The organism is Diaphorobacter sp. B2A2W2, assembly GCF_056730635.1.
Genome location: NZ_JBWZOR010000002.1, coordinates 146,200 through 158,809, shown reverse-complemented (window position 1 = coordinate 158,809; position 12,610 = coordinate 146,200). Strand labels below are relative to the sequence as shown.

Here is a 12,610-nt window from a genome sequence, read left to right as displayed (position 1 = left end):
CCTACTGCGCCGTGAAGCCGCTGTTGCGGATGATGCGCGCCCAGGCTGCGGTGTAGGCCTTCTGGCGCGCGGCCAGTTGCCCGGGCGCCATGTGGCCCACGGTGAGGCCCAGGGTGGTGAGCTGCTCATGCACCGCGGGCTGCGCCAGCACCTGCGCCAGTGCGGCGGAGAACTGCGCGATGAAAGCGCCGGGCGTGCCGGCCGGCGCGTAGATGCCGTAGTACGGCAGGTCCTCGAAGCCCTTGAGGCCCAGTTCGTCGAACGTGGGCACATCGGGCAGCGCGGCCTGGCGCTGCGTGCCCAGCACGCCCACCACGCGCAGCTTGCCGCCGCGGTGGTGCTCGATGAAGTCCTGCACCGATCCCACGCCCGCCGCGATCTGGTTGCCCAGCATGTCGCCGATCATGGGCGCGCTGCCGCGGTAGGGCGCGGCCACCAGGTCCAGCCGGTACTTGCGGCCTAGCAGCTTGACCAGAAACTCCGGCGTGGACGCCGGCGCCGGCACGCCCACCGCGCCCTGGCCACCCCGCGCGGCCTGGAGCCACTGCACATATTCGTTGAACGAACGCGCGGGCGTGCCACCCGAAACGGCAAACGCGTTCACGAAGGTGGCAAAGCCCGCCACCGGCACGAAGTCGCTCACCGGGTCGAAGCCGGGGTTCTTCACCACCAGCGGCAGGATGGAGAGGGTGTGGTCGTGCGTGAGGAACAGCGTGGTCCCGTCGGCCGGCGCGGCCTTGAGCACCTGCGCCGCGATCTGCCCGCCCGCGCCGGGGCGGTTGTCCACGACCACGGGGATGCCCAGCACGTCCTTGAGCTTGTCGGCCAGCAGGCGGGCGATGGCATCCGAGCCGCCTCCGGGCGGAAAGCCCACCAGGATGCGCACCGGCTTGGTGCCGTCGGCCCAGGCGGGCAACGCCGGCAGCACGCTGGCGGCAAGGGCGCGGGCCAGCAGGTGGCGGCGGTGCAGGTTCATGGTGGCTCTCCTGGGGCGGCAGGGCGATACAAATTCAGGAGCTGTTCGCGCTTGCCAGTAAAGCATTTCAGCATCAAAACATGCTAAAAACCGCTTACATCAAGCGCTGCCAGCTCCTATTCTTGACGGGCAATCAGGCGGACAGCCGCGCACGGTGGCGCGCCAGCTGCGTGCGCACCTGCGCGGGCGCGGTGCCGCCCAGGGTGTTGCGCGCGTTCAGCGAGCCCTGCAGGCTCAGGGCATCGAACACGTCCTTCTCGATCGCCGGGTGAAAGCCCTGCAGCACGGCCAGCGGCAGCTCCGACAGGTCCACGCTGTGCGACACCGCGGCCTTCACCGCGTGGGCCACGGTCTCGTGCGCGTCGCGGAACGGCAGGCCCTTCTTGACGAGGTAGTCAGCCAGGTCGGTCGCCGTGGCGTAGCCCTTGAGCGCCGCGGCGCGCATGGCCTCGGCGTTCACGGTGATGCCGCCGTCCTTGCAGCCGGTGGCGGGGTTCATCTGGCCGCCGATCATCTCGGCGAAGATGCGCAGCGTGTCCTTCAGCGTGTCCACTGTGTCGAACAGCGGCTCCTTGTCTTCCTGGTTGTCCTTGTTGTAGGCCAGGGGCTGGCCCTTCATCAGCGTGATCAGGCCCATCAGGTGGCCGACCACGCGGCCGGTCTTGCCGCGCGCCAGTTCGGGCACGTCGGGGTTCTTCTTCTGCGGCATGATCGACGAGCCGGTGGTGAAGCGGTCGGCGATCTTGATGAAGCCGAAGTTCTGGCTCATCCAGATGATGAGTTCCTCGGACAGGCGGCTCACGTGCACCATGCACAGGCTGGCGGCGGCCGTGAACTCGATGGCGAAGTCGCGGTCGCTCACGCCGTCCAGGCTGTTCTGGCACACGCCCTCCATGCCCAGCGTCTTGGCCACGCGCTCGCGGTCCAGCGGGTAGGTAGTGCCGGCCAGCGCGGCGGAGCCCAGCGGCAGCACGTTCACCCGGCGGCGCACGTCGCGCATGCGCTCGGCATCGCGTGCAAACATCTCCACGTAAGCCAGCAGGTGGTGCGCAAAGCTCACGGGCTGCGCCACCTGCAGGTGGGTGAAGCCGGGCAGGATCACCTCGACGTTCTGCTCGGCCACCTCGACCAGCGACAGCTGCAGCTCGCTCAGCAGGCCCTCGATCAGGTCGATCTCGCCGCGCAGCCACAGGCGCACGTCGGTGGCCACCTGGTCGTTGCGGCTGCGGCCGGTGTGCAGGCGCTTGCCGGCGTCGCCCACCAGCTGGGTCAGGCGCGCCTCGATGTTCAGGTGCACGTCCTCCAGGTCCAGCTTCCACTCGAACGCGCCGGACGCGATCTCCTGCGTGATCTGGGCCATGCCCTTCTGAATGTCGGCGTGGTCCTGCGCGCTGATGATGCCTTGCGCGGCCAGCATCTCGGCATGGGCCAGGCTGCCCGCGATGTCGGCCTGCCACAGGCGCTTGTCGAAGAACACGCTCGACGTATAGCGCTTGACCAGATCGCTCATGGGCTCGGAGAACAAGGCCGACCAGGCCTGGGCCTTGGTGGCGAGCTGGTCGTGGGATGGTTGCGAGGCGGAAGAAGAGGACATGGGGGCAATAATCCGGGGGTTTCGACACCCGGAACGCCCGGATGCCGCAATGCAAGAGACGCAAATTTTATCGACCCGCCCCGCTGCCCTGCCCGAAGCCGCACCGCGCAGTGCGGTACGCGGCCGCGCGCTGGTGTTCGACGCCTGCCAGGTGGGCGTGGTGCTGCGCGCCGTGCTGTTCGTGGAACTGGTGCTGGGCGTGGGCGCCTTGTTCGGCGCGGGCAGCCTGGCCGAATGGCTGGCGCGCCTGGCGCTGCTCACGGGCGGCGCGCTGCCGGCCACCCTCGCCTGGCTGATCACGGCCTGCAGCCTCAAGACGGCGCTGCAGCGCCTGCAGGAGCCGTTGCAGTACGCCGCCGGCGTGCTGCTGGGCGCACTGGCCGGCCTGCTGGCCTGCGCCATGCTGGCCCTGGCCAGCGGCCCCGCGGGCGCCCCGCCGCCGTGGCTGGCCAGCGCCGCCAGCGGCGCGCTGCTGGCGGCGCTGCTGGTCACCGCGCTGAAAATGCGCGCACGCGCGCGCACGCCCGCCGCCACTACCGCGCGCCTGACCGAGTTGCAGGCGCGCATCCGCCCGCACTTCCTGTTCAACACGCTCAACAGCGCCATTGCCCTGGTGCGCGACGAACCCGCCAAGGCCGAGGCGCTGCTGGAAGACCTGAGCGACCTGTTCCGCCACGCCCTGGTGGAGCAGGGCGAGTCCGCCACGCTGGAGGAAGAGATCGTGCTGGCGCGCCGCTACCTGGACATCGAGCAGGTGCGCTTTGGCGAACGCATGCGCGTGCAATGGGTGCTGGATGCGCGCGCCAACGCCGCGCGCCTGCCGCCGCTCTTGCTGCAGCCGCTGGTGGAAAACGCGGTCAAGCACGGCGTGGAGCCCAGCGCGCGCGGGGGCAAGCTGCGCATCGCCACCGAGCGGCGCGGCGGCCGCGTGGTGCTGACCATCACCAACACCCTGCCCGCCGATCGCCCCGCGGCCGAGGACGCGCCACGCGGCCATGGCATCGCCCAGGCGAACGTGCGCGACCGCCTGCGCCTGCTGCACGACGTGGACTGCGACTTCAGCGCCGGCGTACAGGGCGGCCTGTACCAGGTGCGCATCTCGCTGCCCGCGCCCTGAGCCCCGGGCCGCAGCACGCCACATCCACTACAGTCGACGCCCCATGCACATCCTGATCGTGGACGACGAACTCCTGGCCCGCAGCCGCCTGCGCACGCTGCTGGCCGACTGCGCCCCCCGCCACAGCGTGACGGAGGCCGCGCACGCCGCGGACGCACTGGCACAGCTCGAGGCCAGCGGCGGCCGCGCGGTGGACGTGGTGCTGCTGGACATCCACATGCCCGGCCAGGACGGCCTGGGACTGGCGCACCACATCCAGCGCCTGCCGCACCCGCCGGCCATCGTGTTCGTGACCGCCCACGCGGACCATGCGCTGTCAGCCTTCGAACTGGATGCCGTGGACTACCTGACCAAGCCCGTGCGCCTGCAGCGCCTGCAGCAGGCACTGGCCAAGGCGCAGCGCGCCGCGGCCCCCAGCGCCGCTCCCACGCGCTCGCCGCTGCCGGCACCCAGCTGCGAGGTGCTACTGATCCAGGAGCGCGGGCGCACCGAGCGCGTGCCGCTGGACGACGTGCTGTTCCTGCGCGCCGAGCAGAAATACGTGACGGTGCGCACCCTCACGCGCAGCTTCGTCATCGACAGCGCGCTGTCCGACCTGGAGGCGCGCCACGCGGGCCACTTTCTGCGCGTGCACCGCAGCACGCTGGTGGCCCGCCGCGCCATGCGCGCGCTGGAGCGCTATTACGACGCCGAGGAGGGCGAAGGCTGGGCCGTGCGCCTGCACGGGCTCACCGAGCCCCTGCCGGTCTCGCGCCGCCAGGTGGCCGGGGTGCGCGAGGCGCTGGCCACGGGTTGATACGGCTGCGGCGTTCACGGCGTTCCAGGCGCCCACACGCCCGCACCCTCTAAACGGCTGCACCCTCTGCGCGGCCGCCGGCCCTTGGACTGGCGCCGCGGTCCTCCCCGGGCAGGCATGCGCGGCGCGCACACCGGCGAACGCCCTGCCGTGCTCAATGCGCGTGCGCCAGCCCGCTCACAAAGGTCACCACCGCGATGCCGGCCGCCAGCCAGGCGATCTGCGCCAGCGTCTGCGCGGCCGAGAGGCGTTTTTGCAGCTGCGGGATCAGGTCGGCCAGCGCCACGTACACGAAGCTGCTGGAGGCGATGGCCAGGAAATACGGCAGCCCGCCGTCCCACAGCCCCACCAGGTAGTAGCCCACCAGGCCGCCCAGCGCCGTCAGCGCGCCCGCCAGCGAGACCTTGAGCAGCGCCGCGTTGCGGTGGCGGGTGCTGTGGCGCAGCACCACTAGGTCTCCGATATGGTGCGGCACCTCGTGCGCCAGCACCGACAGCGCGGCCACCACGCCCAGCCGCATGTCCGCCATGAAGGCCGAGGCGATCAACACCCCATCGCCAAAGCAGTGCACGCTGTCGCCGGTCAGCAGCGCCCAGCCGCCATGCCCGTGCTGGCCCGGGCCATGGTGGTGGTCGTGCGCGTGGTCAGGGTGGTGGTCGTGGTGGCCCTGGCCATGGATGTGCCGCTCGGACGGGCTGTGTTCATGGCCGTGGTGCCACAGCTCGGCCTTGTCCAGCAGGAAGAAGAACACCAGCCCCAGCAGCAGCGTGGCAAACAGGTCGTGCGCACTGGCCTGGCTCTCGAACGCCTCGGGCAGCAGATGCATGAAGGCGGTGGCCAGCAGCGCGCCCGCGGCCAGGCTCAGCAGGTGCTGCGGCCCCACGCGCTGGCGCGTGCCCATGCCCAGGCGCAGCAGCGCCGCCGCCACCCACACACTGCCAATGCCCGCGGCCAACGTGGCCAGGATGATCGCTATCAATGTCATAGCTGCTTGCGCTTTCTCTTATTGGCCTAGGTGCCAATTTCATTCAAAACCAAACCCTCGCCGCGCCATCAAAAAAAGCCCCGAAGGGCTTGTGTGCGTGCTGGCTGCCGCGGCTCACGCCACGCCGTGCTGCTTGAACCAGGCCAGCGTGCGCTTCCAGCCGTCCTGCGCGGCTTCCTTGCGAAAGCTCGGGCGGTAGTCGGCATGGAAGGCATGCGGCGCGTCCGGGTAGACCACGAACCGCGAGGCTTTCGCTGCGGCAGACCCTTCTGACAGGGCGCTTTTCATCTTATCAATCGTGTCAAGAGGTATGCCGGCATCTTTTTCACCATACAGACCCAGCACGGGTGCCTTGAGGATGGGCGCCAGGTCCACGGGGTGCTTGGGATTCAGGGCGCTGGCCTGCCCCACCAGACGGCCATACCAGGCCACCCCGGCCTTCACCGGGCCATGCGCGGCGTAGAGCCAGGTGATGCGGCCGCCCCAGCAAAAGCCGGTGATGCCCACGCGCTGGAGGTCACCGCCATGGGCTCCGGCCCATTGCACGGCGCCATCCAGGTCGGCCATGACCTGGGCATCGGGCACCTTGGACACCAGCTCGCTCATGAGCTTGGCGACTTCACTGTAGGCGCGCGGGTCGCCCTGGCGCGCGAACAGGTCGGGGGCAACGGCAAGGTAGCCCTCGTGCGCCAGGCGGCGGCAAACGTCGGCAATGTACTCGTGCACGCCGAAGATCTCTGAAATCACCAGCACCACGGGCAGCCCCGTCTTGCCCTGCGGCGCCGCGCGGTAGGCGCGCACGTCAAAGCCGTTCACCGCAAAGTGCACCTCCCCCGCCGTGAGCCCGTCGGCCGGGGTGGAGACCGCTGTCTGCGCCATCACCGGCGCGGCCGCGGCGGCATAGCCGGCCCCCAGCATGACGCCCAGCGCGGTGCGGCGGCTGGCGCCCGCTGCAGTGCTACGGCCGGGGACGAGTGCATCGAAGTCGTTCTGGAGATCGCTGTGCATGACGGAGGCTCCTGGCAAGGGGTGGCAAGGGTTGGGGGACGGACGCCCCCCGGCGCTGGCCAGGAGGCATGGCGTGCCAATGTAGCGGCAATGGCCGTTTTGCGCATGCGACCCGCCCGCGCCACCGCGCCAACGGGCTACAAGCGTTATCAGTGCGCCTTGTCCCAGTCGGGCCCTACGCCCACTTCGGCCAGCAGCGGTACCTGCAGCGCGGCCACGCCGGCCATCAGGCGCGGGATCTCACGGCGCAGCCAGTCCACCTCGCCCTCGGGCAGCTCGAACACCAGTTCGTCATGCACCTGCATGATCATGAGCACCTCGGGCTTGCGCGCGTCCAGCTCGCCCTGCACGGCCACCATGGCCTTCTTGATGAGGTCGGCCGCCGTGCCCTGCATGGGCGCGTTGATGGCGGCGCGCTCGGCCGCGCCGCGGCGCGGGCCGTTGGGCGAGTTGATCTCCGGCAGGTACAGGCGCCGGCCGAACACGGTCTCCACGTAGCCGCGCGCCTTGGCCTGGGCCTTGGTCTCTTCCATGTACTGCTTCACGCCGGGGTAGCGCTGGAAGTAGCGGTCGATATAGGCCGCCGCCGCCTTGGTCTCGATGCCCAGGTTCTTGGCCAGGCCGAAGCTGCTCATGCCGTAGATCAGGCCGAAGTTGATGACCTTGGCGTAGCGGCGCTGCTCGCTGCTCACCTGGTCCAGCGCCACGCCGAACACCTCGGCCGCCGTGGCGCGGTGCACGTCCAGGCCCTCGCGGAAGGCGTGCAGCAGCGCCTCGTCGCCGCTGATGTGCGCCATGATGCGCAGCTCGATCTGGCTGTAGTCGGCACTGGCAATCACGCGGCCCGCGGGTGCCACGAAGGCCTCGCGCACGCGCCGGCCCTCCGGCGTGCGGATGGGGATGTTCTGCAGGTTGGGCTCGTTGCTGGACAGCCGCCCGGTGACGGCCACGGCCTGCGCGTAGTGGGTGTGGACGCGGCCGGTGCGCGGGTCCGCCAGCGTGCTGAGCTTGTCGGTGTAGGTGCCCTTGAGCTTGCACAGGCTGCGGTGTTCCAGCAGTTTGGCGGGCAGCGGGTAGTCCTCGGCCAGCTTCTCCAGCACCTCTTCGTCGGTGCTGCGCGCGCCGGTGGCGGTCTTCTTCACCACGGGCATGCCCAGCTTGTCGAAGAAGATTTCACCCAATTGCTTGGGCGAGCCCAGGTTGAAGGGCTGGCCGGCGATGGCGTACGCCTCCTGCTCCAGCTGCAGGATGCGCTGGCCCAGCGCGTGGCTCTGGGCGGCCAGCTTGCCCGCGTCGATCAGCACGCCATTGCGCTCGATGCGAAACAAGGTCTCGCTGCAGGCCATCTCGAGCTCGTAGATGCCGCGCAGCTTGTCGTCGGCCTGCAGCTGGGGCCATAGCACGCGGTGCACATCCAGCGTCTGGTCGGAGTCCTCGCACGAGTAGGCCGCAGCCTTGTCCACCGGGACCTGGGCAAACGGGATCTGCTTGGCCCCCTTGCCGCACAGGTCTTCGTAGCTGATGCCGGTGCGGCCCGTGTGGCGCTCGGCCAGGCTGGTCAGGCCATGGGGCTTGTGCACTTCCAGCACGTAGCTTTGCAGCATGGTGTCGTGCGCATAGCCGCGCACCTGGATGCCATGGTTGGCGAACACATGCCGGTCGTACTTCACGTGCTGGCCCAGCTTGGGGCAGGCCGGATCTTCCAGCCAGGGGCGCAGGCGCTCCAGCACCTCGGCCAAGGGCAGCTGCGGCGGCGCGTCAGGGCCGTTGTGCGCCAGCGGGATGTAAGCGGCGGCTCCGGGCTCGACGCTGAAGGACACGCCCACGATCTCGGCGCGCAACTCGTCCAGCGACGTGGTCTCGGTGTCCAGCGCCGCCAGCGGCGCGGCCTTCAGGCGCGCGAGCCAGCCGTCGAGCTGCTCCCAGGTGAGGATGGTGTCGTAGGTCACCTCGCGCTGCTGCGCCTGCACGGCGACGGCGCTGGCGTCGGGCGTGGCGAAGAGGTCTCCGCTGGCGCCAGCATCCGGCACCACCGCGGACGGCAGCGCGCGTGCCAGGCTCTTGAAGCCATACTTTTGATAAAAATCGCGCAACGCGTCCGCCTGCTCAGCGCCAACAGCTATCGCATCGATAGCAGGCAGGCCATCGAGGTGCCCCGCCAAGTCGCAGTCGGTCTTGATGGTGACCAGCGTGCGCGCGGTGGGCAGCCAGTCCAGCGCCCCGCGCAGGTTCTCGCCGGCCACGCCCTTGATGGCGCCCGCGTTGGCCAGCAGCGCATCCAGCGAACCGTATTCCGTGAGCCATTTGGCGGCGGTCTTGGGGCCGACCTTGGGCACGCCGGGCACGTTGTCCACGGCATCGCCCACCAGGGCCTGGTAGTCCACCATGAGCGTCGGGGGCACGCCGAACTCGGCGGTCACGCCGGCCACGTCCCGCTTCTTGCCGTTCATGGTGTCGATGATGGTGATGTGTTCGTTCACCAGCTGGCTCAGGTCCTTGTCGCCGCTGGAGATCACCACCTGCATGCCCTGGCCGGCCGCGGTAGCAGCCAGCGTGCCGATCACGTCGTCGGCCTCCACGCCGGGGATACACAGCACCGGCCAGCCCAGCAGCCGCACCACCTCGTGGATGGGCTCGATCTGCGCACGCAGGTCATCGGGCATGGGCGCGCGGTGCTGCTTGTACTCGGGGTACAGCGCATCGCGAAAAGTGGGGCCGCTGGCATCGAAAACGCAGGCGGCGTAGTCGGCCGGGACTTCTTTCTTGAGCGCCTGCAGCATGTTGATCATGCCGCGGATGGCCCCCGTGGGTGCGCTGGCGGGATCGCCCGGCACGGCGCGCAGGTCGGGCATGGCATGGAATGCGCGGTACAGGTAGCTGGAGCCATCCACCAGCACCAGGGTCTTGGGGCGTGTCATCGGTGAATTCTCCCACGCTCATCGGCCGTGGCCGCCATCGCAATCAGCACCCCGCGCACGGGCAGGTGCAGTGGAAAGCGGCACAATCCGTCGCCATGGCCCGGCGGTGCGCCGCGCCCTCCCCTCTCCCCAAGGCTGCCCCATGAAACACCACCTGCTCGCACTCGTCGCCTGCGCCACCACCACCCTGGCGTGGGCCAACCCGGACTTCAAGAACGTGCCGCCTTCGATGCAGAAGTCGCTGCACGGCATCAGTGCCGCACAGTTTGACGGCGGCGTGCTGCGCGCGCAGATGAACAAGCCCGAGGTCACCGAGCTGGTGTACAACACCTTCGTCTTCCACAACATCTGCGCGCAGCAGTGGCACGACCCTGCGCAGTTCGCGCGCCTGGGCCTCACGCGCGTGGAGCTGTTCAACGCCGCCGGCACGCAGGGCTTTGCCTTCGATGCGCGTGGCGATGTGTGCGAGGAGATGGGCAAGCTCGGCAAGAACTTCCGCACCTTCATCGGCAAGTACACGCAGGCCTGCAGCGCCAGCACCTGCCCGCCGCAGCGCTGAGCGCGCACGCCGGCGCACGGCGCCTACAATCGCGCCATGCGCGCTCTCCACTCCACCTTCCTGCTGCTGGCCCTGGCCAGTGCTCCCGCCCTGGCTCAGAATGCAAGCCAAAATGCCATTCAGCCCAGTACGGACGGGCGCGGCCAGCTATTGGAAAGAGAGCAACAGACCGAAGGGCGCCATAACCAGCGCGTAGAGCACATCGTGGTGGAGGACGCCGGCAGCCGCGTGCAAGAGTTGCGCGTGGGCGGGCAGACGCAGAGTATCACCGTGCAACCCAAGACCGGCACGCCGCTGCCCGCGTACGAAGTGCGCTCCAACGACGGAGCCCGCGCACGCCCCGGCAACTTCAACGAGTCGGACACCGTGACCGCACCGCGCGTGTGGAACTTGCGTAATTTCTGACCGCTGCCAACGCGGCATTCTTGGGCGGCCCGTATCGCCCGCTCCTTCCCCCCGCTTTTTTCAGCACGCCGAGTGCACTGACGTACTGACCGATGGCCGTTTTCACCGAAGTCTCCACCAAAGAGGCGCGCGAATTGCTGCGCCGGCTGCAGCTGGGCAAGCTGCTTGAGCTGCGCGGCATCGAGGGCGGCATCGAGAACACCAACTACTTCCTCACCTGCGAGCAGGGCGAGTACGTACTCACGCTGTTCGAGCGCCTCACCGCAGAGCAGCTGCCTTTCTACCTGCACCTGATGAAGCATCTGGCGCACGCGGGCATCCCCGTGCCGGACCCGCAGGCCGACAAGCATGGCGAGATCCTGCACCAGGTGTGCGGCAAGCCCGCTGCGCTGGCCACCAAGCTGCGCGGCAAGAGCCAGCTCAGCCCCCAGGAAGCGCACTGCGCGGCCGTGGGCACCATGCTGGCGCGCATGCACCTGGCCGCAAGCGGCTATGAACGCCAGCAGCCCAACCTGCGCGGCCTGCCGTGGTGGAACGAGACCGTGCCGGTGGTGCTGCCGCACATCGGCGCCGAGCCGGCGGCGCTGCTGCAGTCCGAACTGGCCTACCAGAACCATGTGGCGGCCTCCAGCGCCTACGCGGCGCTGCCGCGCGGCCCCATCCATGCCGATCTGTTCCGCGACAACGTGATGTTCGAAGGCGAGGAACTCACGGGCCTCTTCGACTTCTATTTCGCGGGCGTGGACACCTTCCTCTTCGACCTGGCCGTGTGCCTGAACGACTGGTGCATCGACCTGCCCACCGGCGCGCACGCCGCACCGCGCGCCCAGGCCATGATCGACGCCTACCAGGCCGTGCGCCCGCTCACCGCGCATGAACGCGCCCTGCTGCCCGCCATGCTGCGCGCCGGGGCGCTGCGCTTCTGGATCTCGCGCCTGTGGGACTTCTACCTGCCGCGCGAGGCCGCCATGCTCAAGCCCCACGACCCCACACACTTTGAGCGCGTGCTGCGCCAGCGAGCGGCCCACCCGGTGACTCTGTAGCCGCCATGGTGCGCCGCGCGCCCCACAACAGCCACTCCACACATAACCGTTGGTTTCATCCACCGCTGCGGCCTGTGCAGCGGCAACTGGGGTAAATTCCCCCATGCGCCCGCACCGCTGCCGCGGCGCTCCACCTTCGATTTCCAATCCATGAAACTGCACATCGTCCCCGCGCGCACGGGCCTGGAATGGGTACGCCTGGGCATTCGCGTGTTCTGGCGCCAGCCCATGGCGCTGGCCGCGCTGTTTTTCATGACCATGGCGGCGATGTCGCTGGCCACCATGCTGCCGCTGATCGGCCCCGCCGTGGCGCTGGGCCTGCTGCCCTCGGCCACGCTGGCCATGATGGTGGCCGCGGCCGAGGCCAGCCAGGACCGCGTACCCACGCCCGCACTGCTGCTGGTGGCGTTTCGCACCGGCAAGCAGCGGCTGAACCACATGCTGACCCTGGGCGCGCTCTACGCCGTGGGCTTCCTCGGCCTGATGGGGCTGTCGGCCCTCGTGGACGGCGGGCAGTTCGCACGCGTGTACCTGGGCGGCGAGCCGCTGACGCGCGAGATGGCCGAGTCGGGCAGCTTCCAGGCGGCCATGTGGCTGTCGCTGCTGCTGTACGTGCCGCTGTCGCTGCTGTTCTGGCACGCGCCTGGCCTGGTGCACTGGCACAACGTGCCGCCCGTGAAGGCGCTGTTTTTCAGCATCGTCGCCTGCCTGCGCAACTTCGGGGCCTTCACGGTGTATGGGCTGTCGTGGATGGGCGTGTTCCTCGGCGCAGGCGTGGTCATCAGCCTGCTGGTCACGATGCTGAGCGCCATCGGCCTGGGCGCCGGCATGGCCGGCGGCATCATGGTGGCGACGGCGATGATGTTGGCCGCCATGTTCTTCTCGTCGGTGGTGTTCACATTCCGCGACAGCTTCGACGCGCCCCACCACGACCACGGCGACTCGTCCGCGGCAGCGTCACCCGAGCAGGATTCATAAAGCTGCGCCAGCGGAGTCGCCAGGGCGCTCCGCCCGGTCCCGTGCTTCCAGATAGTCGGACGGAGCGGGCCGAGTCCCCGCGCGCTTCGGCGCACCCGGGCGTGCCCCGAGCCAAACAGTGCGCTTGGGGTGTCTGCTCCTCGAACAAGACTCCACCCGTACCTTCGCCCTGAACAGGCAAGAAAAAACCCGCCAGAGGCGGGTTGGAAGTGCCGCGGAGCCGTCCTGCGC

At 69.2% G+C, this 12,610-nt stretch carries 11 protein-coding genes; 6 read left to right on the top strand and 5 right to left on the bottom strand.

All coding sequences use genetic code 11. The annotated features are described in order from the left end of the window. Position 1: 1 nt before the first annotated feature. Positions 2 to 976 carry a Bug family tripartite tricarboxylate transporter substrate binding protein gene (locus AC1PPL_RS03985; protein ID WP_479972696.1) on the bottom strand — a complete coding sequence of 325 codons (975 nt, stop codon included), beginning with the start codon at positions 974 to 976 and terminating at the stop codon, positions 2 to 4. 133 nt (positions 977 to 1,109) lie between these two features. Next, positions 1,110 to 2,570, bottom strand: a complete 1,461-nt coding sequence (gene argH, locus AC1PPL_RS03980; RefSeq protein WP_011806431.1) for an argininosuccinate lyase — start codon at positions 2,568 to 2,570, stop codon at positions 1,110 to 1,112. 49 nt (positions 2,571 to 2,619) lie between these two features. Here argH and AC1PPL_RS03975 point away from each other — a divergent pair, with 49 nt between their 5' ends. Both AC1PPL_RS03975 and AC1PPL_RS03970 read left to right on the top strand, forming a co-directional pair. Then, entirely contained in the window at positions 2,620 to 3,687 is a 1,068-nt protein-coding gene (locus AC1PPL_RS03975; RefSeq protein ID WP_479972695.1) for a sensor histidine kinase, read from the top strand. A gap of 43 nt (positions 3,688 to 3,730) precedes the next feature. Continuing rightward, on the top strand, positions 3,731 to 4,483 hold the full coding sequence (locus AC1PPL_RS03970) for a LytR/AlgR family response regulator transcription factor (protein WP_479972694.1): 753 nt from the start codon (positions 3,731 to 3,733) through the stop codon (positions 4,481 to 4,483). Between the two features lie 154 nt (positions 4,484 to 4,637). Here AC1PPL_RS03970 and AC1PPL_RS03965 read toward each other — a convergent pair whose 3' ends face one another. From AC1PPL_RS03965 to polA, 3 genes are all read right to left on the bottom strand, one after another. After that, on the bottom strand, positions 4,638 to 5,468 hold the full coding sequence (locus AC1PPL_RS03965) for a ZIP family metal transporter (protein WP_088886206.1): 831 nt from the start codon (positions 5,466 to 5,468) through the stop codon (positions 4,638 to 4,640). Positions 5,469 to 5,582: 114 nt separating this feature from the next. Then, positions 5,583 to 6,476: a dienelactone hydrolase family protein gene (locus AC1PPL_RS03960; RefSeq protein ID WP_011806435.1), complete on the bottom strand. Its 894-nt coding sequence runs from the start codon at positions 6,474 to 6,476 to the stop codon at positions 5,583 to 5,585. A gap of 149 nt (positions 6,477 to 6,625) precedes the next feature. Further along, positions 6,626 to 9,394 carry a DNA polymerase I gene (gene polA / locus AC1PPL_RS03955; protein ID WP_479972693.1) on the bottom strand — a complete coding sequence of 923 codons (2,769 nt, stop codon included), beginning with the start codon at positions 9,392 to 9,394 and terminating at the stop codon, positions 6,626 to 6,628. A 142-nt stretch (positions 9,395 to 9,536) separates the two neighbouring features. On the opposite strand from polA, the gene AC1PPL_RS03950 reads away from it, so the two are divergent. From AC1PPL_RS03950 to AC1PPL_RS03935, 4 genes are all read left to right on the top strand, one after another. Further along, positions 9,537 to 9,953, top strand: coding sequence for a hypothetical protein (locus AC1PPL_RS03950; RefSeq protein ID WP_088886204.1), 417 nt, complete (start codon positions 9,537 to 9,539; stop codon positions 9,951 to 9,953). 36 nt (positions 9,954 to 9,989) lie between these two features. After that, entirely contained in the window at positions 9,990 to 10,358 is a 369-nt protein-coding gene (locus tag AC1PPL_RS03945; RefSeq protein WP_088886203.1) for a hypothetical protein, read from the top strand. A gap of 92 nt (positions 10,359 to 10,450) precedes the next feature. Continuing rightward, positions 10,451 to 11,401 (top strand): homoserine kinase, encoded by a 951-nt coding sequence (locus AC1PPL_RS03940; protein ID WP_479972692.1) that lies wholly within the window; start codon positions 10,451 to 10,453, stop codon positions 11,399 to 11,401. Positions 11,402 to 11,551: 150 nt separating this feature from the next. Further along, positions 11,552 to 12,379, top strand: a complete 828-nt coding sequence (locus tag AC1PPL_RS03935) for a BPSS1780 family membrane protein (RefSeq protein ID WP_287925771.1) — start codon at positions 11,552 to 11,554, stop codon at positions 12,377 to 12,379. Positions 12,380 to 12,610: the final 231 nt, after the last annotated feature.